Here is a 22,929-nt window from a genome sequence, read left to right on the forward strand (position 1 = left end):
TGCCGCTGGGGAGTGTCTTCCCTCGGTATCCCGCAAATCCACCCCCCTTAAGGATCAGCGTGGGCGCTCTCGAGCCTGGTGATGGGTTCCGCAACTCTTCGGTCCCCGAGTCTCTCCGGGGTGCCCAGGATTCCTCCGGCGGTCGCCGCTCGCAGCGCACCAGCCGTCGACTCCCTCGGCGCGCAGCCGCTGGACGACGGTCGTTCACCGCCACGCTCCGATCCCTGGAGGGCCTGGCGGATTCCGGCGCGCAGGTCTCGGTGCACGTCGTCGACCTCGACAACCACGTGCACGTCCTGGCGGGCGACGATCACGTGACCATGCCGGTCGCTGGCCTTGGCGTCGTCCCACTGCTCATCGAGGTGGCCGCAGGCTTTCAGAGCGGCGCGCTGGACCCGTTCGAGATCGTCGAGCGCGAGAGCGTCGATGCCGTCGAGTCCTCGGGGCTCTGGCGGCATCTGCATGCCCCCGCGCTTCCTCTGGAGGACCTCGCCGTGCTGGCGGCGACCGCGGGCGACCCGATCGCGGTCAATGCCCTGCTGCAGAAGGTCGGGCACGAACGGGTGCGCGAGCGCATCGAGTCCCTCGGACTCCGCCGGACGGCGCTGCTCGACCGTTTCCGCGACCGTCGCGGCCCCGACGATGCCCCGCAGGTCGCCGTCGGTTCGGCGCGAGAGCTCGCGGGACTCTTCTCGGCGCTGGTGAACTCGCAGGTCGTCGACGCCGCTGTCAGCGCGCAGGTGTCGGAGTGGTTGAGTCTCAACCAGGACCTGAGTCTGGTCGCGGCCTCCACGGGACTCGATCCCTTCGCGCACGATCACGATGCGCACGGGCTGCTCTTCGTGAACAAGACCGGTCGCGACCGAGGGGTGCGTGCGGAGGCGGGCGTGCTCGCCGGGCCTCGCGCCGGGGTCGCCTACGCGCTCATCGTCTGCTTCGACGACCTCTCGATCACGCATCGGCTGCGCGCGCACGACGCGTTCCGCGTGCTCGGCGTCGAACTCATGGAGTACACACACTGACACGCACGTCAGGTCAGGCAGTCACGCCGCATCAGGCAGGTTGCGCGAAGATCGGACTGTTCTCGAGTGTTCGCCTGTTCTCGCTAGCATCGTGGGATGCCACGACCTGACTGGACACCGCACCGCCGTGACGACGGCGAGCTGCTCGGCTGGATCCACCCCGCCGGAGACGAATGGGTGGCGGTCGACGTGCTCGGGCGCCGCGTCGGCACTCCCGCCGAATGGCTCGATGCCGAGGCGGCTCTGGAGGAACACGGGATTGCGTGGCTCGCGGATCCATGGATGCTGGAAGGCGAGGACGATCGCCCGCTGCGCGTGCGCATCCTCGAGGTGACTCCCGACGAGGAGGGCGTGCCGGGGCGGATCGTGGCGAAGATCGACGACTTCGGCGACATGGCCCGTCCGGCGACCGCGCAGTTCGTGCTGGCCTGGCCGATCCCCGACCGGCTGCGCCATCCGCACGACGGCGACCCGGATCCGCGCACGATCTCCCGGTGACCGCTCCTCGCCGCGTGCGACGACGAGGCGACCGGAGTGAGATCAGCAGCAAGAGATTCGGTGCATCGTCCGAAACGCCCTAGCCGTCCGCGATGGTTCGGACAACGGCAACCATGTCGAGTGCGCCGTCGCCGCGGGCTGACGCTTCGCGATAGAGGGCTTCGCAAAGCTCGCTGAGCGGGGCGTGGCCTCCTCGGGTGGCCGCGGCATCGACGATGAGCTTCGCGTTCATGTGGACGTCGGAGATGGCTGCCTGCGCGGTGAAGTCCTCAGTGGCGAGTTTCTCGGTCTTGACTCGAGAGATCGGTGAGGACATCTGACCCGCATCCAGGAGGGCTCGGAGGGTGTGGGGGTCGATGCCGTGTGCTCGCGCGAACTGGAATGCTTCAGCGAGGCCGGTGACGAGAGCGATCAAGAACACGTTGACCGCCAGCTTCATCGTGATCGCCGACGGCACCGCACCGCAATAGGTGGTCGTGGCGCACAGCGGATCGAGCAGTGGGGCGATCCGCGAAGCGACATCGGCGTCCCCAGCGACCATCGCGACGAGTTCGCCATCTTCGGCAGGACGCCGTGAGCCTGAGACGGGAGCTTCGATGTAGTTGCCACCAGCCGCGCGAATCTCATCGGACAGGCTCTTCGAGAACTCCGGCGAGATCGTGCCCATGTTGATGATCGTGTGTCCTGCGACGAGGCTCGCCACATTCGCGTCGCGGCTTCGGAGCACCGCTTCGATGGCGGCCTCATTGCGGAGCATCACGATGATCGTCTCGCACTCCGCGAACACATCCGCGACGCTGTCCGCAGCCGTGCAGTCACCTCCGACGAGGCGCGGGATGTCCTTCGACGTTCGGTTCCACACCGACAGTGGCACGCCGGCGTGAGCGAGGCGTCGCGCCATCGGAAGGCCCATGATTCCCAGGCCGATGAAGCCGACTCGTGTCGTCCGGGCAGCCTCATCGTGCAGCGTCTTCTCGAACCAGTGATGTGCGTAGGGCTCTTCATTGAACGCAGGCACTTCGCGATAGCCGGATCGACGGTAGAGGCCGATCGCTTCCGTCAATGACTTGTTCGTCTCCAGTCGGACCAGTTGCGCTCCCCGTGACCGTCCGATGTCTTCAGCCGCTTCGAGGAGCCGTCGCCCGATACCCGCACCGCGCAGGTCCGGTGACACCCACAGGCGCCGTATCGTGGCGACCTTGTCGTCCGCGGAGGTGATGCTGATGCACCCCACCGGCTTGCGCTTCCACGTCGCAAGCAAGAACGCCCCGTGGGGATGCCGGAATGCACCGTCTGCCGCGGGGAGGGACTTCTCGGGTCGGAACCCGCCTTCGAACCGGGCATCCAATGCCTTGCGGTATGCGTCGAGTGCCCGCCGCGCGTCAGGCAGATCGGGGTCGACGGAGGTGATGCTCACTTCCGAGGCGATGAACAGGCGCTCGACCGTCGCGGCAGCCGTGACCAGTTCGTCCCGCTCGCGATCGCTCAACGGGTCGAGAATCGAACCGACCGGCTCATCCGAGAGTCGGTCGAGCTGCGCCAGCTCGTCGAGCCCGCTCACGGTGAGCGACGCTCGGCGCACACGACCGTCCTCCGGTGAGGGGGAGATCGTGATGAGACCCTCCGCTTCCAGCGCCCTCAGTTGGCGGCTCGCGTAGCCGGAATCGAGACCGAGGCGATCGCGCAGTTCCTTCACGTCGATGCCGGTCCGGCCGATCTCCCAGAGGATCCTGTCCAGCCCCAGTGGCCGCGTGCGGGCCAGATAACGGTCCTCGAGGGCTCCGATCCGCTCTGTGACCACCCTGTTGAATGCTCTAACCGCCTGGACCTGACGTTCGATCTCCATAATCTCTGATTATAGTCAGAGAAATGCGTTCGGCAAAGGGTCAAGTGCTCTTCGAGCGCGCCCCGTTCTCAGCCCGGCAGGGACGGATGCTGCTCGGAACTTCGCTGCCTCGGGATGAAGAGCGAGAGCACCACGGCGATCACGCCGGCTGCGATCGCGAGCCAGAAGCACACCTCGAAGGCGGCGCGTGTGGGGACGGCGACCCCGCCGACGTCGATGCTCATCGCCGCGAGCACCCCGCCCATCACGGCTGAGGCGCTCGACGTTCCCACCGAACGGAACAGGGCGTTCAGTCCGTTCGAGGCTCCGGTCTCGTCGGCGGGGACCGAACGCATGATGATCATCGGCATCGCGGCGAAGGTGAAGCCGATGCCGACGCCGATGAAGATGTTGGCCACGAAGATGTGCCACACCTCGGAGGACCAGAGCAGGACGAAGACGTAGGCGAGCACGATCGCGGCGGCCCCGACCGTGAACAGCGGGCGGGGGCCGACGGTGCGTTCGAGCCAGCCCGACAGCGGTGAGATGACCATCATCACGAGTCCCGCCGGCATGATCACGAGGGACGCCGCCAGCATGTCGAGCCCGAAACCCGCGCCACCGGTCGTCGGCATCTCGAGCAGCTGAGGAAACGTGACGTTCGAGGCGAAGAGCGCGAAACCCATGCCGATCGCGGCGATGTTCGTGAACAGCACGGCGGGCCGTGCGGCGACCCGCAGGTCGAGGAGGGGGTCCTTCGTGCGCAGCTGGTACCAGCCCCAGACCAGGAGGACGGCGACTCCGCCGAGGATGCAGGTGAGCGTGAGCGCGGAGGTCCACCCCCATTGCGCACCTCGGGAGACGAAGAGCAGGATTCCGGTGAGGCCGATCGCGAGACCGATGGCACCGATCACGTCGAGTCGACCGGGGAAGCGGAGCACGTCCTCCGGGATCGCCGCGAGAACGAGCACGAGGCCGACGACGCCGAGCGCCGCCGCGAGCCAGAACAGCATGTGCCAGTCGGCGTTCTGGGCGAGGAGGGCGGCCACGGGCATCCCGATCGCACCGCCGACGCCCATGGTCGCGCTCATGAGGGCCACGGCGGTGCCGAGCCGCTCGGGCGGCAGCACGTCGCGCATGATGGCGATGCCGAGCGGGACGACACCCGTCACGGCACCTTGCAGCGCGCGACCGATGATCACGCCGATGATCGATCCGGAGACCGCGGCGATCATGGAGCCGAGGACGAGGAGCGCGAGCAGGGCGATCACGACCCGGCGCTTGCCGTACATGTCGCCCAGGCGGCCGGAGATGGGGGTGGCGACGGCGGCCACGAGCAGCGTGATCGTGACGACCCAGGTGGTGTCCTCGCGGGAGGCGTTCAGCAGCTGCGGGAGCTCGGCCTGCAGAGGGACGACGAGCGTGAACATGAACGAGGAGCACAGGCCAGCGAAGGCGAGGACGGCGACGATCGTCCACTTCGGCGGGGTGCGGGAGAGGCGCTTCCTGGCCCTGTCATCGCTCGCACCCACCGGCTCAGGCTATCGGCGATCGGACGCTGCGGGGCCGTCCGGCGCTGATTAGCATGTGAGCATGGTCACGAGCAGCGTCGCTCCGGACGATCCCGCCGCCCACCGCGGTATCTCCCGGCGCACCCAGTCCGACATCTACCGCGCGGGCATCAGCGGCACGACGCCTGCGGTGCCGATCGATCCCGTGGCATTGAAAGCTGCGGCGCGCAGGGCGCTGAGCGCGGAGGCCTTCGCCTACATCGCGGGAGGAGCGGGCTCCGAGCGCACCATGACGGCCAACCGCCGTGCGTTCGACCGCTGGCAGGTCTGGCCGAGGCCGCTCCGTGACGTCTCGACCCGCGACCTCGGCGCGGAGTTCCTCGGCCGGATGCGCCCGACGCCGCTGCTGCTCGCCCCGCTCGGGGTGATGGAGATGGCCCATGCGGAGGCCGATCTGGCGGTCGCACGCGCTGCGGCATCCCTCGGGGTCCCGTACACGCTCTCGAACCAGGCATCCTTCCCGATGGAGCAGGTGGCCGACGCCGCACCGCACGGCTCCCGCCTGTTCCAGCTCTACTGGTCGGCGTCGGATGACCTCAACCGCTCTCTGCTCGCCCGCGCCGAGGCGTCCGGGTGCGAGGGGATCGTGATCACCGTCGACACCCATCTGCTCGGCTGGCGCACTCGCGACCTCGACCTCGCCTACCTGCCTTTCACGCGCGGGCTGGGGATCGCGCAGTACACCAGCGATCCGGTGTTCCAGCAGCTGGTGCAGGAGCGCGTCGCGGCGCCGAAGGGCGATGCTCCCGGCGTCCGCGTCACGCCTCGGGCGGTGGCCGCGGCCTTGACGATCGCCCGCAAAGGGGCACCGCTCACGGGTGGTGGCTCTCTCCGCGACAACCTCCGCTCGCCGTTGCCGCGGGCTGCGGTCGAGACGTTCCTCGACGTGTTCTCCACTCCCGCGCTCACGGGGGAGGACCTGGTGAAAGCACGCGAGTGGACGAATCTGCCGATCATCCTGAAGGGGATCGTGCATCCCGACGATGCTCAGGCTGCGCTCGATGCGGGGATGGACGGGATCTGGATCTCGAATCACGGCGGCCGCCAGATCGACCGCTCGGTGCCGACGCTCGACGTGCTGCCCGAGATCGCCGAGCGTGTCGCGGGGCGGGTGCCGATCGTCTTCGACTCGGGGGTGCGGGGCGGCGCCGATGCCGTGATCGCCCTCGCCCTCGGCGCGACGGTCGTCGCTCTCGGCCGCCCCTACGCCTACGGCCTCGGCATCGCCGGCGAGGTCGGGGTGCGCGAGGTCGTGCGGAACGTGCTCGCCGAGATCGACATCACCCTCGGGCTGGCGGGGCTCACCTCGGTGTCGCAGCTGGATCGGGACGCGCTGAGGAACGTGTGAGCGCGATCCGCCGTTCGTGATTGCATGGGCGGATGAGCGATGACGCCGCCTTCGACCAGCATCCCGCCGATTCCGCGTACCACCGCCGGCTTCCGATCGGCGAGGTGCTAGACGCCTCCGCGATCGCCGAAGGGCTGCCGTGGGCGTTCGAGACGATCGCGATGCGTCCGCTCGAACCGATGCTCGTTCCGGAGAAGCCGCGCGGAGGAGAGATCGATCCGAGCGAATGCGGGCACTGCGGTCCGAGCGTGCACACGATCTGGCACGACGAGCTGTGGCAAGTGCGTGCCGGGTGGGACGTCGGCGGTCTGCCGTTCATCGGGGGCGTCGCGCCGCGCGAGCACTGGCTGCTCGAGAATGCCCCGCACGACGTGCTCGCCGCGCTGGGGCCGCTGATGCAGCGGGTCTCCCAGGCCGTCAAGAGCGTCCCCGGGGTCGCGCGCTGCCATTTCGGTCGCTGGAACGACGGGTCCGCGCACATGCACCTGTGGGCGATGGGGCGCCCCGCGGGGATGATGCAGGGTCGCGGTGCCGTGCTCGCCTTCTGGGACGAGATCCTGCCGCCCCTGCCGCCGGAGATGGCCGAGGACCACATCCGGATCGTCGCCGAAACGCTTGCGGCCGGTGGGGGAGAGGCCTTCCCGTATCGCTGATCCGGGCCCGTCGATTCCTCGAACGGGCCGACGAGGGGCAGACTGGGTGCGTGCGAACCATCCGTGACCTCGACACCGTTGAACTCATCCTCGACGCGCAGGGCCTGCTCGACTCCATCCGGGGTCCGCAGCGCGTGGTGGATGCCGGCACTCTGCGCGCCCTGCAGCAGTCGGGCAACTACGTCGTCGGATTCTTCGACGGCGAGGGCGACGAGGAGCGCATGGTCGGTGCCTCGATCGCGTTCTTCGGCGAACCTGCCCGGCGGGCGATGCATTCGCACATCACGGCTCTGCTCCCCGAGTATCGGGGTCGCGGCTGGGGGCGTGAGCTCAAGGAGCACCAGCGCCAGTGGGCGTTCTCCCGCGATGTCGGCCGCATCACGTGGGTGTTCGATCCGCTGGTCGCGCGCAACGCGCATTTCTTCTTCACGGTGCTGGGCGCACGCGCGACCGGATACTCGGTGAACCGCTACGGGATTTTCGGCGGCGGGGACGCGGGCGATGAGAGCGACCGGCTCGATGTCGAGTGGGCTCTCGCCGACATCGCCAAAGCGCCGGCAGACGACGACGTCGTCGAGACCCTGGAGACCCCCGCAGACATCGAGGCGCTGCGCGTCTCGGACCCGGCGGCCGCACACGAGTGGCGGCTCCGTCTGCGTGCCCAGATGGAAGGCCTGCTCGGCAGCGGGCTGAAGATCGCGGGCTACGACACCGCGCGCGGTTACCTTTTCACGGCCTGACCGTCGAGGAACGAGAAGCACGGGACCTCGTCGTCCGACTCGGAGAACTGCGCCAACCAGGACCGCGGGGCCAGGCTCTGTGCGGGACGGCGGATAGAATGGGGTGCCCGTGTTCACGGGTCCCCTCCCGCATCCGACCATTGGAGCCACCGTGGCCGAACAGTCCCGCCTCGACAAGGTCATCGCCCTCGCCCGCCACCGCGGGTTCGTGTTCCAAGCGGGTGAGATCTACGGCGGTTCCCGGTCGGCCTGGGACTACGGCCCCCTCGGAACCGAGCTCAAGGAGAACATCCGCCGCCAGTGGTGGCAGACGTTCGTGCGCGGCCGCGGGGACATGGTGGGCCTGGACTCCAGCATCATCCTCCCCAAGCGCGTATGGGAGGCATCCGGACACGTCGCGACCTTCACCGACCCCCTCGTCGAGTGCCTGCAGTGCCACAAGCGCTTCCGCGCCGACAACCTCATCGAGGACTTCGAGGCGCGCAAGGGACGCAAGGCGGAGAACGGTCTCGCCGACATCCCCTGCCCGAATTGCGGGACCAAGGGGCAGTACACCGAGCCGAAGGCGTTCTCCGGTCTGGTCAAGACGTACCTCGGGGTCGTCGATGACGAGTCGGGCCTGTACTTCTTGCGCCCTGAGACGGCGCAGGGCATCTTCGTCAACTTCTCGAACGTGCTCACCGCGAGCCGCAAGAAGCCGCCGTTCGGTATCGGCCAGGTCGGCAAGGCGTTCCGCAACGAGATCACTCCCGGCAACTTCATCTTCCGCACGCGCGAGTTCGAGCAGATGGAGATCGAGTTCTTCACGCCGCCCGCCGACGCGCAGCAGTGGTTCGAGCACTGGGTCGAGGCCTGCTGGAACTGGTTCATCGATCTGGGCATCGACGCCTCGAACATGCGGCAGTTCGACGTGCCGGAAGAAGACCGCGCGCACTACTCGGCCGGCACGATCGACGTCGAGTACAAGTTCGGCTTCGCGGGCAAGGAGTGGGGCGAGCTCATGGGTGTCGCCAACCGCACCGACTACGACCTCTCCAGCCACACCGACGCGTCGGGGCAGAGCCTGACGTACTTCGACCAGGCCACGGGCGAGCGCTACACCCCGTACGTGATCGAGCCGTCGTTCGGCCTCACCCGCGCGATGATGGCCTTCCTCGTCGACGCCTACCGCGAGGAGCAGGTGCCCAACGCCAAGGGCGGCACCGACGTGCGCACGGTGCTCAAGCTCGACCCGCGCCTCGCGCCCGTCAAGGCCGCGGTGCTGCCGCTCTCGCGCAACGAGAAGCTGTCACCTCTCGCGCGCGAGGTCGCCGACACGCTCCGCAGCTCCTGGGCCGTCGACTTCGACGACGCGGGGGCGATCGGCCGCCGATACCGCCGCCAGGACGAGATCGGCACCCCGTTCTGCGTCACGGTCGACTTCGACTCGCTCGACGATCGTGCCGTCACCGTTCGCGACCGCGACAGCATGGCGCAGGAGCGCGTCTCGATCGACCAGCTGCACGCCTACCTGGCTGAGCGCCTGCGCGGCGCCTGAGCCCCGTCTGGTCGCCGAGACCCCCGTTCCGCGCCGAGACCCCCGCCCGCAGGCGTCTGCATGCGGGGGTCCCGGCAACCGGAGGGGGCGTCGACGAACAAACCGACTTCGAGCGGCCCGCTCTCGTCCTCGGTGCCGGTCGGGAAGCGGTAGTGGCAGGAGCGGGCGATGAGTCCCGCGACGTCATCCCCCCGTCGGCTTCACTTGGCCGCCTTGGCCGCGGCCTTCATGGCCTTCTTGTGCTCGCGCACCTTCGCGAGCGAGTCCGGCGAGACGATGTCGGCGACGCTGCGGTACGCCCCATCCTCGCCGTAGGGGGCGGATGCCTCGCGCCAGCCCTCGCCCGTGAAGCCGTATTGCTTGCCCAGGAGTGCGAGGAAGATCTTGGCCTTCTGCTCACCGAAGCCGGGGAGCGCCTTCAACCGCTTCAGCACCTCGGGTCCCGACGGGTCGCCGTCGGTCCACAGCGCCGCGGCGTCTCCGTCCCAGTCGTCGACGAGGGTCTGGCACAGCGTCTGCACGCGCGTCGCCATCGATCCGGGGAAGCGGTGCACCGCGGGGGTCTGCCGGAAGGCTTCGAGGAACTCGTCCGGCGCCATGTGGGCGATCGTCGCGGCGTCGGCCGCTCCGGTGCGCTGCTCGATCTTGAGCGGACCGGCGAATGCGGTCTCCATGGGGACCTGCTGGTCGAGCAGCATCCCCACGAGCAGGGCGAGCGGATTGTTCGTGAGCAGGTCGTCGGCGGCGGTGTCTCCGGTGATGTGCAGGGCCATGCCTCCAGTCTCTCGCATTGGTTGAAGGACGGGTACAGCCTTGTGAACTCGGCACCACACCTGTATTCGCCGCCACATGGCCACGCCTCGCTACCCGGTGTTGAGCTCGAAGATCTTCCGCTTCTCGTCGGAGGTGAGGTCGGATGCCGCGAGCACTTCTTGCAGGATGAGGGACTTTCCCGCAAGGTAACGGCCGATGTCGATATCTGGGTCGCGCGCAAGATCGAGCTTCACTTCTGCGTAGCGGTCGCGAAGCGATGGATTCTGACGCAAGACGTCACGCACCGCGAGATGGTTGCGAACGTGCAGGTTGTTCACGATGCAGAGATAGACCGGCCTGATGTCGCGTCAGCTGATGATGGTGCTCGTGCGTCTGCACTCTTCCCTCGGATCAGGCACTGTAATATCATCATGATATGAGTGAGGAGCTGCGCGAAATGCGCGAGCGAGCTGGGCTCAGCCAATCGCAGCTCGCGGTGCGCAGCAGTGTTGCGCAACCGAACATCGCCGCGTATGAGTCTGGGCGGCGGATTCCGTCGTCGGCGATGGTCGATAGGCTGCGGTCAGCTATGCGCCCTCTGCCGCACGAGGCGCTCGAACGGCATCGTGACGAGCTCAAGGATCTCGCTGCGGCGCACGGACTGAGCAACGTGCGCGTGTTTGGCTCCGCCGGGCAGGGGACGGATACAGCGCAAAGCGATCTCGACATCCTTGTCACCCGCTCGCCGAACGTCGGATTGCTGACGATCGCCGAGTTCACCCTGGCTGCCGAACAGCTGCTCGGAGTTCCGGTCGACGTGGTGACAGACGGAGGGCTGCCCGCTGGTCATCCAATCTTGCGCTCAGCAGTGGCCGCGTGAGCGAGAGAGATGAACGGGCGCTACGTGAGATCGTCCGGCTGTGTGACGACGGCATAGGTCTCGCCGATCGAGGCCACGAGTGGTATGTCTCGGACGATCTGAATACACCGGGGCTCGCAGCTGAATCGATCATCATCAAGATCGGTGAGAACGTCGCGAGGCTGAGTGACGAAATGATCGCCGCTAACCCGCAGGTGCCCTGGTCGAGCATCAAGCGCATGCGCGATCGGCTTGCGCACCACTATGAGGCGACTGACTACGACGCGGTGTGGGCCACCATCAGCGTCGAACTGCCCCGTGTGCGCGTAGCGATCACCTCGCTCCTCCCCGACGCAGTCGGCGATTGATCACGCATCCGCACATGGTTACCGAACCTGCTGGTCGAGCAGCATCCCCACGAGCAGGGCGAGCGGATTGTTGGTGAGCAGGTCGTCGGCGGCAGTGTCTCCGGTGATGTGAAGGGCCATGCCACCAGTGTCCCACCCCGCGGCGGAGCGTGTCAGGCGGTCGCAGTCTCGTCCGCGGCGGAGACGCCGGGTTCGGGGGCGATGCCGTACAGCGCGGTCAGCGCCGCGGTGAACTCCTCCGCGCGACCGGCGGCGGCGAGCTCGTGCGCGCGCACGGTCGGGGTGTGCAGCAGCACGCCGGAGAGGTGACGCAGCGCCTGCTCGACCTTGCCGTCCTCATCGCCGCGAGCCCGAGCACGATCGATCTCGCGTTCGAGCAACTCGAAGATGTGCGAGCGGAAGGCCACCACCGATGGAGTCACGCTCTGCCGTGCGCCAACCACGTGGAAGGTCTCGGCCGCCTCGCGGACGACCGAGCGCGCGGCATCCGTCGCCTGGAGTTCTTCGAGCGGCGCGTGGAGGCGGATGGTCTCGAGGTCGAGGAGGGCCACGCCCTCGAGTGAGGCGACGGCGGGGTCGACGTTGCGCGGCATGCCGAGGTCGACCACGAGTCGGCTGTGCGTCCCGACGGGGCAACCGGCAGGGGCAGGTCCGGACGGAAGCTGCAGGTGCTCGGGTCCGAGCACGGGCACGGTGGCGGTGGTGCAGGTGATGAGCAGGCTCGACCGCGCGGCGGTGCGGGCGTACTCTTCGGCGGTGACCGGACGGATGCCGTGTTTCGCGGCGAAGACCTCGGCGCGCCCCGATGGCGAGTACACCGAGATGTTCGCGGCACCGCGCTCGCGAAGCGTCGCGAGGGTGACCGCGGCGTAGGCCCCGGTGCCGACCAGCAGCACGCGCTCGGCGGACCAGTCGGCGATGCGGCTGTCGGCGAGCTCCAGGGCGAGGCGCACGAGCGAACGGCCCGCACGGCCGAGGGCGGTGACGTTCTTGACCTTGCGCTGCGCCTGGCTCGCGCGCTGGAACAGACGCTCGAGTTCGGGGGAGGTGGTGCCGTCCTTGCGCGCGGTCTTGAGGGCACGGCGGACCTGACCGGCGATCTCGCCCTCGCCCGAGACCACCGACTCGAGGCCGGAGGCGACGGAGAAGAGGTGCTCGGCCACGCGGCGTCCCGAGTGCACGGCGTAAGCGCCGTCGAGGTCGGCGGCAGCGATGCCCGTCGCGGACTCGACGGCTTCGATGACGGCCTCGACGCCGATCGCGCCGGCCGCCGTCACCGGTTCGTCCATCTCGACGTACGCCTCGAACCGGTTGCACGTCGCCAGAACCACGGCACCCTGCACGCACGGCGCCATGCCCACGAGAGTGGGAGCGACGTCGTCGGGGGTGCGGCTCAGGCGTTCGAGCAGTTCGAAGGAGGCGGTCTTGTGACTCGCCGTCACACACAGCAGCACTCTTCGATTGTACCGGAGCGCGGAGAGCGGGGATTCGCGCCGCTCGACTCGGCGACTCCATAAGGGCGGAATGCGAGGATGGGGCCATGGCCCTCTCCGACGCCCCGCTTCTGCGCGCCCTCGCCGGCGACCGTCCCACCCACACCCCGGTCTGGTTCATGCGGCAGGCCGGCCGGTCGCTGCCCGAGTACCGTGACCTGCGGGTCGGGACCCGGATGCTCGACGCCTGCCTGACGCCCGACCTCGCGGCCGAGATCACTCTGCAGCCGGTGCGCCGACACGGAGTCGATGCGGCCGTGTTCTTCAGCGACATCGTCATCCCGCTGCGGTTGGCCGGGGTCGATGTCGAGATCGAGCCCGGGCGTGGACCGGTGTTCGCGGAGCCGGTGCGCACGGCATCCGACGTCGATCGCGTCACCGCCATCGACCCGGACGACCTGGACGGCACAGCCATCGCCGAGGCGGTCGGCATCGTCACCGCGGAGCTCGGCGACACTCCGCTGATCGGCTTCGCCGGTGCACCGTTCACGCTCGCGGCCTACCTCGTCGAAGGGGGCCCTTCCAAGGAGCATCTGCGCGCGAGGGCCATGATGCACTCCGACCCTGAGTCGTGGAACCGACTGGCCGGCTGGCTGGCGCGTGTCTCCCGCCGCTTCCTCGAGACGCAGCGCGATGCGGGGGCCTCGGTCGTGCAGCTGTTCGACAGCTGGGCCGGATCGCTCAGCACCGCCGACTACCGGAGGTTCGTGGCTCCGCACTCTCGCGCCGCTCTCGCGGACATCGGCCTTCCGGCCATCCACTTCGGCGTCGGCACGGGGCCGTTCCTCGCCGACATGCGTCTCGACGGGGTGGCCGACGGGGTGGGCGTCGATTGGAGGCAGCCGCTCGATGAGGCGGCCGCGATCCTCGGACCGGACGTCACGGTGCAGGGCAACATCGATCCCGCGCTCCTCGCGGCCCCGTGGCCGGTGCTGGAGGCGCACGTGCGCGACGTGATCGACCGCGGTCGTGCGGCGCGCGCGCACATCCTCAACCTCGGCCACGGGGTTCCCCCGGAGACCGACCCCGACCAGCTCACCCGTATCGTCGAGCTGGCGCACTCTCTCTGAGCTGCCTCCCTACCACCGTTCGAATCGCGCAAATCGTCGTATCCGTGAGCCGAAAGCGACCATTCACGCGATTCGAAAGCCCGCCGCCCGCCGCAGGCAACGCATGATCCGCAGGTCGGAGGCGGTGAAGCCCCCGGCAGGGAGTGCCGCGCGGATGCGCTCGTCGTCGAACGCTCGTGCGGGGCGGATGCCGACCGGTGCCTCGGGGGCGAACGGTGCGGCCTCGCTCACGCCCTCCGCGAGCATCCGCGCCTGGGCCTTCGCCACGAGGGGGACGACCATCGTCCACTCGGTCACCTGGGCCAGTGCCCGCACGATCCACGTCGGCACCGGGAGGTAGGCGGGACGACGTCCGGCGACACGGGCGATGCGACGGATGGCCTCGCCGAGCGTGACCTCGTCCGCACCCATGACCGCGATCGTCGGCTCCTCGATGCGACCTTCGAGGGCGGCGACGAGGACGTCGACCGCGTCCTCCACGGGCACCGGTCGTGCCGTGCGCTCTCGGTAGCCGACGGTCCAGAAGAAGGGCAGGGTCCGCACCGCCTTGGTCACGTGATCGACCATGTGATCGCCGGGGCCGTAGATCATGCCGGACTTGAGGATCGTGTGCGGGATGCCAGAGGCGCGGACGATCTCCTCCGCCTCCCACTTCGACTCGTGATAGCCGGAGCCGCAGTCGGGGCGTGCCCGGAGGAAGCTGACGAGGACGATGCGCTGCACGCCGGCGCGGCGGGCTGCCTCCACGACGGCCCTCGTCCCGTCCACGTGCACACGACGGAAGGTCTGTCCCCCGATCTCCCGGTTGATCCCGGCGCAGTGCGCCACGGCATCGCACCCCTCGAAGGCTTCGGTCAAGGCCTCCACGTCGGTGATCTCGACGCCGCTCCGGCGGGAGATCACGACCGCGTCGTCGAGTCGGTCGGCGAGATTCCTGCCGACGAATCCGGTGCCACCTGTGATCGCTACCCGCACGGTGTCTCTCCTTTGCTAATTAGCTATGCAGCTAAAGAGTATCTAGCAAAGATGCTATATTGCAACCATGGCAGACAGCGCGGGCGACATCTTCGCGGCGCTGGCGCACCCCACCCGGCGCCAGATCCTGCAGGATCTGAAAGAGGGTGAACTCGCGGCCGGCGAGATCGCGTCGCGCTTCTCCTCGAGCGGGCCGACCATCTCCCGTCACCTGAGCGTCCTCCGCCAGGCCGGACTCGTCGCCGAGCGCCGCGACGCCAACCGCATCCTCTACTCACTCGTCGGCGAACGCCTCGCGCTCTCGGTCGGCGACTTCCTCTCGACCGTCTGCCCCGAGCAGATCGTGCTGCGCGAGGTCCGCAAGCGCGGACGCGGCAGCTCTGAGCCCGTCGAGGTCTGAACCGCGCGGGTGGAAGAATTGAGGGCATGACCCCCGATCCCTCCACCGTAGAGCCGTCCGACCTCGCCGCCCGCGCGGCGCAGAAGCACGTGGTCGTGATCGGCGGGGGCATCGGCGGACTCGTCGCGGCGCGGGAGTGCGCGAAGGTCGGGATGCACGTCACTCTGCTCGACGCCGCGGAGGACCTGGGAGGCGCGATCCGTCAGGTCGAGCTGGACGGAGTCGTCGTGGATGCCGGGGCCGAGAGCTATGCGACCAGGGGCGGGCACGTGCGCGCCCTCGTCGAGGAACTCGGTCTCGCGGATCGCATCGTGGCTCCGCAGGCGGGCGCCGCGTGGTTGGCAGGTATTCCGGGCGTGGGGGCGGCACCGCTCCCGGTCGGAGGCATCCTCGGCATCCCGGCGAATCCCTTCCAGGACGACGTGCGCCGCATCATCGGGTGGTCCGGCGTCTGGCGCGCGTACCTCGATCGCGTGCGGCCGCCCCTCACGATCGGCCACGAGCTCAGCCTCGGCAAGCTGGTCGCCTCGCGCATGGGGCCCAAGGTGCGCGACCGTCTCGTCGCGCCCGTCACGACCGGCGTCTACTCCGCGTCTCCCGATGACGTGGACATCGATGTCGCAGCCCCCGGCCTCAACGCGGCGCTCACCCGAGTCGGCTCCCTCTCCGGAGCCGTGCAGTCGCTCCGTGACGTGGCAGCCAAGGCGAGGGAGCCCCAGGCAACGGCAGGCGCGGCGGACAAGACGCCCGGAGCTGCGGTCGAAGGGCTCTCCGGAGGCATGAGCGCCCTCGTCGACGCGCTCGCCGCCGATCTGGGGCGTCTCGACGCCGACGTGCGCACGGGCGCGAGAGCGCGCAGCGTGCGCAGTGCCGGGGGCGCCTGGACGGTGGAGATCGAGACCGCGCCTGCCGTCGATCTTCCCCCCGCCACGGACGGGGCGGAGGAATCCCCCGCCCCGGTGGTCGACGCTCTCGCCGCCGACGCCGTGATCATCGCGACACCCGAGTCCACGGCGCGGGAGCTCCTGTCCTCGGTGGTGCCCGACCTGCGGAAGACGGAGGCGGCGGCTTCGCCCGAGATCGAGATCGTCACCCTGATACTCGACGCGCCAGCGTTGGATGCCACCCCGCGCGGCACCGGAGTCCTCACGGTGCCGGGCAGCCACACCGCCAAGGCGCTGACGCACTCGACCGCGAAGTGGGCGTGGGTGCACGAAGCGGCAGGGGATCGTCACATCGTCCGGGTGTCGTTCGGAGCGCAAGGGGAGCCGGCGGCGACTGCGGAGCTGAGCGACGCGGACACCGCCGATCTCGCTCGGCGAGAAGCCGCCGCGCTGCTCGGAGTCCCCCTCGCCCCCGCGGCCGTCCTCGCCGCCCATCGCGGTCGTTTCGTGCAGTCGCAGCCGGCGTCGATCATCGGATCCGGAGACCGGCGCAAGGCCGCTCGGACTGCGGTCCACGCGGTTCCCGGGCTTGCTGCAGTCGGTGCCTGGCTCGCCGGAACGGGGCTCGCGCAGGTGATCCCGGATGCGCGGGACGAGGCGGACCGCCTGCGGCGCACCCTGTTGTGGGACTGAGGTACCTCTCCGTGTCAACCCTCCGGCGTATAGATGCCGAAATCGGCATACGGGGTTACGCTGGGTACCTGGCCGACGGGCGCGACGCCTGCGGCCGATCCAAGCCGGGCGAATCTGGCCGGACAACCGGAACAAGGTGAGGAGACCCCATGAAGGGGAAGATCGGACTCGTCGTCGGACTCGGCGTGGGCTACGTCCTCGGCACCCGTGCCGGACGTGAGCGCTACGAACAGATCAAGACGCAGTGGCTGAAGGTATGGCACCTCGACCCGGTGCAGGAGCAGGTCACCAAGGTGAAGGGCTTCGTCGGCGACAAGGCGGCCGCCGTTCCCGGTGCGCTCTGGACCGGGGTCGTGAAGGTCGCGAAGTCGGTCAGCGGCTCCGGCACTCCCGGTCAGCGACTCGACTCCGCCATCGCCACCGGTCGTGAGGCGGCGGAAGACCTCGCCGAAGCCACCGAGGAAGCGGTCGAGGCCGCGAAGGCGACGGCGGATGCTCCGGCCAAGAAACCCGCCGCGAAGAAACCCGCCGCGAAGAAGCCGGCGGCCACCAAGTCCGCTCCCAAGAAGTCCGGCGCCTGAGATGCCCCGCGGCTACCGTGATCGTGCGGACGACAGCCTGCTGACCCTTCTCGGGGATCTGCCGGAACTCGTCACGAATCTGGTCAAGGCCGAGATCGACGCGGCGAAGGCGTGGATCTCCCGAACCTCGAAGGACGCCGGGATCGGCTCCGTGTGGTTCCTCGTCGCCCTGTTCTTCCTGTTCTGGGCCGTGCCCGTCATCCTGGTCTTCGCGATCGCCGGACTCTCGTCGTGGTGGCCCGTGTGGCTCTCGGCGATCGCGGTCTTCGGCATCCTGATCCTCGCCGTGCTGCTGTTCGCGCTGCTCGGCATCCTGAAGTTCCGCAAGGTCCTCGCGCGCCAGAACCCGGCGCAGGCCGTAGCGGAAGACATCCGACTCGTGAAGGAGGCCGGCGATGACGAGTTCTGAGCCCATGCCGCGCACCGCCGTTCCCGACGGGATCGTCGACCCGGTCGCCTCCGCGCGCGCCGAGCTGAAAGCCGCCCTCGCCGCCATCGAGGTCAAGGGCAACCTTCCGCGCCGGCTCGAGAAGGCATCCACGCGCGCGGCCGCGAAGGCCCGGGTGTTCGCCGATCGTAATCCGATCGGCGCGATCGCCGCAGCCGTCGGCGTCGCTGCGGCCGTGGGCGGCGCGGTCTGGGCGATCGCGCGCGTGATCTCGCGTTGACGCGCAGCGTTGCGTGAGGTCGGGACCGCTTCTGGGGTGATTAGCGGCTCCTGCACAAACGAGGCAGACTGGGGAGCATGATGTCCGAAGAGAGCGCTGAGAACCCGTCCGGCTTCACACTCTGGGCCGTCTGGCGACGGAACCCCGATGTTCCCGTGACGGAGAGCGAGTCGACGGAGCTCGAGACGATCGTCGCGTACATCGAGGACTCCGGCGTGACCGTTCGAGGCTTCTATGACGTCTCCGGACTCAAGGCCGACGCCGACCTCATGGTGTGGCTGCACGGCGACACCGCGGAAGAGCTGCAGAAGGCGCTTCGACGTCTGCGCCGCACCGAGCTCCTGCGTCCGCTCCTCCCGGTGTGGAACGTGATGGGCGTGCATCGTGACGCCGAGTTCAATCGCGCCCACGTCCCCGGCTTCCTCCGCGGCATCGAGCCCAAGGACTGGCTGTGCCTGTACCCGTTCGTGCGCACGCCCGAGTGGTACCTCGCTCCGGAGCAGGAGCGGCGAACGATGCTGGCCGACCACGGACGCCGGGGTGCGGCGTTCACCGGTGTCCTCGCCAACACGGTCGCGTCCTTCGCGCTCGGCGACTACGAGTGGCTCCTGCCGCTCGAGGCCGATGAGCTCACCGATCTCGTCGACCTGATGCGCGACCTGCGCTACACGGACGCACGCATGTACGTGAAGGAGGAGGTGCCCTTCTACACGGGGCGCAGACTCCGGTTCGACGAGATCGCGGACGTCCTCCAGTAGGCGCCATGAGCACCCCCATCCGTCTGGGAACCCGTCGCAGCGCGCTCGCGCAGGCGCAGTCGGGCCATGTCGCGACCGCGCTCGAGAAGCTCTCCGGTCGCCCTGTCGAACTCGTCCCGATCACCAGCGAGGGCGACACGAATCGCGCTTCCCTCTCCGAGATCGGCGGCCAGGGCATCTTCGCCACGCGATTGCGCGAGGCGCTGTTCGCGGGCGAGTGCGACTTCCTCGTCCACTCCCTCAAGGACTTGCCGACCGCGGTCCCCGAGGGACTCGTCATCGCGGCGACGCCGAAGCGGGAGGATCCGCGAGATGTCGTCCTCACCCGAGATGGTGTCCCGCTGCACGAGCTCGGCCCCGGCAGCACGGTCGGCACAGGCTCTCCGCGCCGCATCGCGCAGGTCCACCGACGGGCGCCTGGTGCGGAGGTGGTCGACATCCGCGGCAACGTGGATTCACGCCTCGCGCGTGTCGTCTCGGGCGAGCTGGATGCCGTCATCCTCGCTGCGGCAGGGCTGTCGCGGCTCGACGCGAAGACTCCCCTCCAGCGCGAGGAGCTCGGGCTCGCCGAGTGGCCGACCGCTCCGGGGCAGGGTTCGCTCGCGGTGGAGACCCGTGCGGACGCACCGCGGGAGCTGCTCGACGCCCTCGCCGGTCTCGACGACAGGGACACTCGCCTGGCCATCACGGTGGAGCGAGCGATCCTGCAAGGGCTCGATGCGGGGTGCCAGGCCCCGATGGCTGCGCATGCCGTCGTCGACGGCTCGTCGGTCCGCGTCAGAACGGTCGTCTACGCCGCGGACGGCGGCCGCCGGATCGGCCTCGACGTCACCGACGACCTGAACGGGGAGTATATTCGTCGGAACGGCAGTGGCAATGGAGCGGATGCTGCCGATGGTGCAGACCCGATGCACGCAGCGCGCGAGCTCGGGTTCACTGTTGCCCGTCGGCTGCTCGATCAAGGGGCGGCCGGCCTCGTATCCCGAGAGCAATCCTCATGACCACTTCCGAAGAAACCAAGCAGGACCGACCGCTGGACGGCTGGCGCATTCTGGTGCCCCGTGGCGGGCCATGGGGCGACAGCGTCGCCGCGAGCCTCCGAGCGCTGGGCGCCGTCCCCGTCGTGGCTCCGCTCATCAACTTCGCCCCGACGACCGATCAGGCGACGCTCGACACCGCGCTCGCGCAGCTCGCCGCCGGGGAGTTCCACTGGCTCACGGTCACGAGTGCGACCACCGTGGACGTCCTCTTCGCGCATCGGGCGATCGTGCCCCGATCGACCAAGATCGCCGCGGTCGGCGAGACGACGGCCGCCGCGCTGCAGGCCGTCGGCTATGAGGTCGCGCTGGTCCCCGAGCAGGACAACTCCGCCGAGGGCATGGCGCGGCAGCTCATCGATCTCGAGAAGGAACCGCGCCGCATCCTCGCCCTGCGCAGCGAGATCGCGAAGCCGGTGCTCAGCCGCCTGCTCTCCGAGGCAGGACACGACGTCCACGGCGTCGTCGCGTATCGGACGGTCGGCGTCCCTGTGACGGAGCGCATCCGCCGCGATGTCGAGAACGGTCGCATCAACGCGATCCTCGTCACCAGCGGCTCGGTCGCCCAGCAGGTGCGCGAACAGTTCCCGGAGATCCCGGATGAGACGCTGCTCGCCGCGATCGGACCGCGCACGGCGAAGGACGCCCAGCGCGCTGGTCTGCCCGTGTCGGTGGTCGCCGACCGACAGACGATCGATGCGCTGATCGACGCGGTCTCGCACTTCACCCTTCCGCACGCGGCCGACGAGTTCGCACCGTGAGCTTCCCCGACGTCCGCCTGAGGCGCTTGCGCCGGTCTCGGGCCGTGCGCGACCTCGTGCGCGAGACCTCGCTGGAGCCGCGGCAGCTCGTACTCCCGCTGTTCGTCCGGGAGGGTCTCACCGAGCCGGTGGAGATCGGCTCGATGCCCGGTGTCGCGCAGCACTCGATCGACTCGCTGCGCGCGGCGGCGGTGGAGGCGGCGGAAGCGGGCGTCGGCGGTGTGATGCTGTTCGGCGTCCCGGCGGTCCGCGATGCCCGCGGCTCCGGTGCCGACGACCCCAACGGCATCCTCAACGTCGCGACCGCGGCGCTCGCGGCCGAGGTCGGCGACGCACTCGTGGTCCAGACGGACCTCTGCCTCGACGAGTTCACCGACCACGGTCACTGCGGTGTGCTCGACGGCGACGGTTCGGTCGACAACGACGCCACGCTGGAGCGGTACACGTCGATGGCGCTCTCCCAGGCGCGGGCGGGGTCGCACCTGCTCGGGCTGTCGGGCATGATGGACGGTCAGGTCGCGGTGATCCGCGCGGCCTTGGACGCCGAGGGCTTCACCGACACGCTTCTGCTCGCCTACGCCGCGAAGTACGCGAGCGCCTTCTACGGACCGTTCCGGGAGGCCGTCGACTCGCAGCTGCAAGGCGACCGGCGCACGTACCAGCTCGACCCCGGCAATCGCCGAGAGGGCGTGCGTGAGGCTGTCGTCGATGAGGCCGAGGGCGCCGACATCGTGATGGTGAAGCCGGCGATGGCGTTCCTCGACGTGCTGCGCGAGGTCCGCGACACCGTGAGCGTTCCGGTGTGGGCGTACCAGGTCTCCGGCGAGTACGCCATGATCGAGGCCGCCGGTGCGAACGGCTGGATCGACAGACGCGCTGCCGTGCTCGAATCGCTGCTGTCCATCCGGCGGGCGGGTGCGGATGCGGTGCTGACGTACTGGGCGACCGAGGCCGCGGCCTGGCTGCGTGACTGACGTCTTCGGAGGCCTCGCTCGACGGTTAGCCTGGAGGGGATGGCGGGACGATTCCGCGCATCGCTGAGGAGCTTTCATGACCGACCGCAATGACGACCTGTTCTCCGCTGCCAGGGCGGTGATCCCCGGCGGTGTCAACTCGCCGGTTCGCGCCTATGGTTCGGTCGGAGGGACGCCGCGCTTCCTGGCGTCGGCACTGGGCGCCACGGTCACCGACGCCGCAGGGCGTCAGTACGTGGACCTGGTGGCCTCGTGGGGGCCCGCGCTTCTCGGCCATGCTCACCCGGAAGTCGTCGCGGCGGTGCAGGAGGCCGCGACCCGCGGACTCTCGTTCGGCGCTCCGACCGAGGGCGAAGTGGAACTCGCGGCGCTGATCGCCGACCGGGTCCGATTCGGCGAGATCCGTCCGATCGAGCGCGTTCGATTGGTGTCCACCGGGACCGAGGCCACGATGACGGCGATCCGTCTCGCACGCGGAGCGACCGGCCGCGACCTGCTCGTGAAGTTCGCCGGGCACTACCACGGTCACTCCGACGGGCTTCTCGCAGAGGCCGGCTCCGGGGTCGCGACCCTGGCGCTTCCTGGCTCGGCAGGGGTGCCGGCGCCCATCGCCGCGCAGACGCTCGTGATCGGCTACAACGACCCCGAGGCGCTGGCCGCCGTGTTCGCCGAGCACGGGCAGCGGATCGCCGCCGTGATCGTCGAGGCATCGGCAGCGAACATGGGCGTCGTCCCTCCGCTCCCGGGGTTCAACCGCCTGATCGCCGAGACCGCGCACGCGCACGGTGCGCTGATGATCCTCGACGAGGTGCTCACGGGGTTCCGTGTGCACCCTGCGGGCTTCTGGGGACTGCAGGCGTCGGCCGGCGAGGACTACCTGCCCGATATCGTCACGTTCGGCAAGGTCGTCGGCGGCGGGATGCCGTTGGCCGCACTCGGTGGTCGAGCTGAGGTCATGGACCTGCTCGCGCCTCTGGGACCGGTGTATCAGGCAGGGACGCTCTCGGGGAATCCACTGTCCGTCGCGGCAGGCCTCGCGACGTTGCGGCTCGCGACGCCCGAGGTCTACGCGACCATCGATGCGGCATCCGCTCGGCTCTCCGCAGCGCTGGATGCCGCCCTCGCATCTGCCGGCGTCACTCATGCGGTCGCGCGGGCGGGCAGTCTGTTCAGCGCCTCGTTCCGTGGGGCGGTCCCGCGGAACTACGCCGAGGCTCAGGCGCAGGAGTCGTACCGCTATGCGCCCTTCTTCCACTCCTTGCGGGAGCAGGGGGTGGCTCTGCCGCCGAGTGTCTTCGAGGCATGGTTCCTGACGGCCGCGCACGGCGACGAAGAGCTCGGGCTCATCGAAGCGGCACTGCCCGCCGCCGCGGAGGCCGCGGCAGCGGCTCGCCCGTAGTGCGGCGGGGAATGGTGTGACCCCACAAGGGATCGTTGCGTTCCTGTGAGCAACTTCCAGAC

General features: G+C 69.1%; 25 protein-coding genes and 1 pseudogene. 19 read left to right on the forward strand and 7 right to left on the reverse strand.

Annotated features, from left to right (window positions below):
- Positions 1–59: 59 nt before the first annotated feature.
- Entirely contained in the window at positions 60–1,022 is a 963-nt protein-coding gene (locus LC041_RS00360; RefSeq protein ID WP_226530986.1) for a serine hydrolase, read from the forward strand.
- Between the two features lie 96 nt (positions 1,023–1,118).
- Entirely contained in the window at positions 1,119–1,520 is a 402-nt protein-coding gene (locus LC041_RS00365) for a hypothetical protein (protein WP_226530987.1), read from the forward strand.
- Between the two features lie 79 nt (positions 1,521–1,599).
- Here LC041_RS00365 and LC041_RS00370 read toward each other — a convergent pair whose 3' ends face one another.
- Both LC041_RS00370 and LC041_RS00375 read right to left on the reverse strand, forming a co-directional pair.
- Positions 1,600–3,366, reverse strand: coding sequence for a GNAT family N-acetyltransferase (locus tag LC041_RS00370; protein ID WP_226530988.1), 1,767 nt, complete (start codon positions 3,364–3,366; stop codon positions 1,600–1,602).
- 68 nt (positions 3,367–3,434) lie between these two features.
- A complete protein-coding gene (locus LC041_RS00375) occupies positions 3,435–4,877 on the reverse strand; it encodes an MFS transporter (protein ID WP_226530989.1) in 1,443 nt (480 codons plus the stop codon).
- A 61-nt stretch (positions 4,878–4,938) separates the two neighbouring features.
- Here LC041_RS00375 and LC041_RS00380 point away from each other — a divergent pair, with 61 nt between their 5' ends.
- From LC041_RS00380 to LC041_RS00395, 4 genes are all read left to right on the forward strand, one after another.
- Positions 4,939–6,264: an alpha-hydroxy-acid oxidizing protein gene (locus LC041_RS00380; protein WP_226530990.1), complete on the forward strand. Its 1,326-nt coding sequence runs from the start codon at positions 4,939–4,941 to the stop codon at positions 6,262–6,264.
- 32 nt (positions 6,265–6,296) lie between these two features.
- The gene (locus LC041_RS00385; protein WP_226530991.1) at positions 6,297–6,917 is read left to right on the forward strand and encodes a hypothetical protein; all 621 of its coding nucleotides are present in this window, start codon (positions 6,297–6,299) and stop codon (positions 6,915–6,917) included.
- A gap of 50 nt (positions 6,918–6,967) precedes the next feature.
- Positions 6,968–7,657, forward strand: a complete 690-nt coding sequence (locus LC041_RS00390) for a GNAT family N-acetyltransferase (protein ID WP_226530992.1) — start codon at positions 6,968–6,970, stop codon at positions 7,655–7,657.
- A 151-nt stretch (positions 7,658–7,808) separates the two neighbouring features.
- Positions 7,809–9,194 (forward strand): glycine--tRNA ligase, encoded by a 1,386-nt coding sequence (locus LC041_RS00395; protein ID WP_226530993.1) that lies wholly within the window; start codon positions 7,809–7,811, stop codon positions 9,192–9,194.
- 200 nt (positions 9,195–9,394) lie between these two features.
- On the opposite strand, the gene LC041_RS00400 is transcribed toward LC041_RS00395, so the two are convergent.
- Complete coding sequence (locus LC041_RS00400) at positions 9,395–9,967, reverse strand: HhH-GPD-type base excision DNA repair protein (protein ID WP_226530994.1); 573 nt, start codon at positions 9,965–9,967, stop codon at positions 9,395–9,397.
- 90 nt (positions 9,968–10,057) lie between these two features.
- Positions 10,058–10,309 carry a GrpB family protein gene (locus tag LC041_RS00405; protein ID WP_308012744.1) on the reverse strand — a complete coding sequence of 84 codons (252 nt, stop codon included), beginning with the start codon at positions 10,307–10,309 and terminating at the stop codon, positions 10,058–10,060.
- A 74-nt stretch (positions 10,310–10,383) separates the two neighbouring features.
- On the opposite strand from LC041_RS00405, the gene LC041_RS00410 reads away from it, so the two are divergent.
- Both LC041_RS00410 and LC041_RS00415 read left to right on the forward strand, forming a co-directional pair.
- On the forward strand, positions 10,384–10,827 hold the full coding sequence (locus LC041_RS00410) for a helix-turn-helix domain-containing protein (protein ID WP_226530996.1): 444 nt from the start codon (positions 10,384–10,386) through the stop codon (positions 10,825–10,827).
- Positions 10,824–11,174 carry a HepT-like ribonuclease domain-containing protein gene (locus tag LC041_RS00415; protein WP_226530997.1) on the forward strand — a complete coding sequence of 117 codons (351 nt, stop codon included), beginning with the start codon at positions 10,824–10,826 and terminating at the stop codon, positions 11,172–11,174. The genes LC041_RS00410 and LC041_RS00415 overlap by 4 nt, the downstream gene beginning before the upstream one ends.
- Before the next feature lie 24 nt (positions 11,175–11,198).
- On the opposite strand, the pseudogene LC041_RS00420 reads toward LC041_RS00415, so the two are convergent.
- Together LC041_RS00420 and LC041_RS00425 are read right to left on the reverse strand one after the other, a co-directional pair.
- Positions 11,199–11,294 (reverse strand): annotated as a pseudogene (locus LC041_RS00420) (HhH-GPD-type base excision DNA repair protein); the annotation flags it as partial.
- Positions 11,295–11,326: 32 nt separating this feature from the next.
- A complete protein-coding gene (locus LC041_RS00425) occupies positions 11,327–12,628 on the reverse strand; it encodes a glutamyl-tRNA reductase (protein WP_226530998.1) in 1,302 nt (433 codons plus the stop codon).
- 86 nt (positions 12,629–12,714) lie between these two features.
- On the opposite strand from LC041_RS00425, the gene hemE reads away from it, so the two are divergent.
- Positions 12,715–13,737, forward strand: a complete 1,023-nt coding sequence (hemE, locus tag LC041_RS00430) for a uroporphyrinogen decarboxylase (RefSeq protein WP_226530999.1) — start codon at positions 12,715–12,717, stop codon at positions 13,735–13,737.
- Positions 13,738–13,800: 63 nt separating this feature from the next.
- Here hemE and LC041_RS00435 read toward each other — a convergent pair whose 3' ends face one another.
- Positions 13,801–14,712: an NAD(P)H-binding protein gene (locus tag LC041_RS00435; protein WP_226531000.1), complete on the reverse strand. Its 912-nt coding sequence runs from the start codon at positions 14,710–14,712 to the stop codon at positions 13,801–13,803.
- 67 nt (positions 14,713–14,779) lie between these two features.
- Here LC041_RS00435 and LC041_RS00440 point away from each other — a divergent pair, with 67 nt between their 5' ends.
- The 10 genes from LC041_RS00440 to hemL all read left to right on the forward strand — a co-directional run bounded on the left by LC041_RS00440 (position 14,780) and on the right by hemL (position 22,867).
- Entirely contained in the window at positions 14,780–15,112 is a 333-nt protein-coding gene (locus LC041_RS00440) for a metalloregulator ArsR/SmtB family transcription factor (RefSeq protein ID WP_226531001.1), read from the forward strand.
- 26 nt (positions 15,113–15,138) lie between these two features.
- Positions 15,139–16,689: a protoporphyrinogen oxidase gene (gene hemG, locus LC041_RS00445; protein ID WP_226531002.1), complete on the forward strand. Its 1,551-nt coding sequence runs from the start codon at positions 15,139–15,141 to the stop codon at positions 16,687–16,689.
- A gap of 149 nt (positions 16,690–16,838) precedes the next feature.
- A complete protein-coding gene (locus LC041_RS00450) occupies positions 16,839–17,270 on the forward strand; it encodes a hypothetical protein (protein WP_226531003.1) in 432 nt (143 codons plus the stop codon).
- Position 17,271: 1 nt separating this feature from the next.
- Positions 17,272–17,679, forward strand: a complete 408-nt coding sequence (locus tag LC041_RS00455; RefSeq protein ID WP_021198266.1) for a phage holin family protein — start codon at positions 17,272–17,274, stop codon at positions 17,677–17,679.
- Positions 17,666–17,938, forward strand: coding sequence for a hypothetical protein (locus LC041_RS00460; RefSeq protein WP_226531004.1), 273 nt, complete (start codon positions 17,666–17,668; stop codon positions 17,936–17,938). The genes LC041_RS00455 and LC041_RS00460 overlap by 14 nt, the downstream gene beginning before the upstream one ends.
- A 77-nt stretch (positions 17,939–18,015) precedes the next feature.
- On the forward strand, positions 18,016–18,696 hold the full coding sequence (gene hemQ / locus LC041_RS00465) for a hydrogen peroxide-dependent heme synthase (RefSeq protein ID WP_226531005.1): 681 nt from the start codon (positions 18,016–18,018) through the stop codon (positions 18,694–18,696).
- A 5-nt stretch (positions 18,697–18,701) separates the two neighbouring features.
- Positions 18,702–19,697, forward strand: coding sequence for a hydroxymethylbilane synthase (gene hemC / locus LC041_RS00470; protein ID WP_226531006.1), 996 nt, complete (start codon positions 18,702–18,704; stop codon positions 19,695–19,697).
- Entirely contained in the window at positions 19,694–20,494 is an 801-nt protein-coding gene (locus LC041_RS00475; RefSeq protein WP_226531007.1) for a uroporphyrinogen-III synthase, read from the forward strand. Before hemC ends, LC041_RS00475 begins: the two co-directional genes overlap by 4 nt.
- Positions 20,491–21,468 (forward strand): porphobilinogen synthase, encoded by a 978-nt coding sequence (gene hemB / locus LC041_RS00480; RefSeq protein WP_226531008.1) that lies wholly within the window; start codon positions 20,491–20,493, stop codon positions 21,466–21,468. The genes LC041_RS00475 and hemB overlap by 4 nt, the downstream gene beginning before the upstream one ends.
- 76 nt (positions 21,469–21,544) lie before the next feature.
- On the forward strand, positions 21,545–22,867 hold the full coding sequence (hemL, locus tag LC041_RS00485) for a glutamate-1-semialdehyde 2,1-aminomutase (RefSeq protein ID WP_226531009.1): 1,323 nt from the start codon (positions 21,545–21,547) through the stop codon (positions 22,865–22,867).
- Positions 22,868–22,929 lie beyond the last annotated feature (62 nt).

The organism is Microbacterium paraoxydans, from assembly GCF_020524545.1.
Taxonomy (GTDB): Bacteria; Actinomycetota; Actinomycetes; order Actinomycetales; family Microbacteriaceae; genus Microbacterium; species Microbacterium paraoxydans_C.

Coding starts and splice junctions, on each gene's coding strand:
- LC041_RS00365 (WP_226530987.1), top strand. CDS start 1,119: ATGCCACGACCTGACTGGACACCGCACCGCCGTGACGACGGCGAGCTG.
- LC041_RS00440 (WP_226531001.1), top strand. CDS start 14,780: ATGGCAGACAGCGCGGGCGACATCTTCGCGGCGCTGGCGCACCCCACC.
- hemG (WP_226531002.1), top strand. CDS start 15,139: ATGACCCCCGATCCCTCCACCGTAGAGCCGTCCGACCTCGCCGCCCGC.
- LC041_RS00460 (WP_226531004.1), top strand. CDS start 17,666: ATGACGAGTTCTGAGCCCATGCCGCGCACCGCCGTTCCCGACGGGATC.
- LC041_RS00450 (WP_226531003.1), top strand. CDS start 16,839: ATGAAGGGGAAGATCGGACTCGTCGTCGGACTCGGCGTGGGCTACGTC.
- LC041_RS00380 (WP_226530990.1), top strand. CDS start 4,939: ATGGTCACGAGCAGCGTCGCTCCGGACGATCCCGCCGCCCACCGCGGT.
- hemQ (WP_226531005.1), top strand. CDS start 18,016: ATGATGTCCGAAGAGAGCGCTGAGAACCCGTCCGGCTTCACACTCTGG.
- LC041_RS00475 (WP_226531007.1), top strand. CDS start 19,694: ATGACCACTTCCGAAGAAACCAAGCAGGACCGACCGCTGGACGGCTGG.
- LC041_RS00385 (WP_226530991.1), top strand. CDS start 6,297: ATGAGCGATGACGCCGCCTTCGACCAGCATCCCGCCGATTCCGCGTAC.
- LC041_RS00400 (WP_226530994.1), bottom strand. CDS start 9,967: ATGGCCCTGCACATCACCGGAGACACCGCCGCCGACGACCTGCTCACG.
- hemL (WP_226531009.1), top strand. CDS start 21,545: ATGACCGACCGCAATGACGACCTGTTCTCCGCTGCCAGGGCGGTGATC.
- hemE (WP_226530999.1), top strand. CDS start 12,715: ATGGCCCTCTCCGACGCCCCGCTTCTGCGCGCCCTCGCCGGCGACCGT.
- LC041_RS00410 (WP_226530996.1), top strand. CDS start 10,384: ATGAGTGAGGAGCTGCGCGAAATGCGCGAGCGAGCTGGGCTCAGCCAA.
- LC041_RS00455 (WP_021198266.1), top strand. CDS start 17,272: ATGCCCCGCGGCTACCGTGATCGTGCGGACGACAGCCTGCTGACCCTT.
- hemC (WP_226531006.1), top strand. CDS start 18,702: ATGAGCACCCCCATCCGTCTGGGAACCCGTCGCAGCGCGCTCGCGCAG.
- LC041_RS00370 (WP_226530988.1), bottom strand. CDS start 3,366: ATGGAGATCGAACGTCAGGTCCAGGCGGTTAGAGCATTCAACAGGGTG.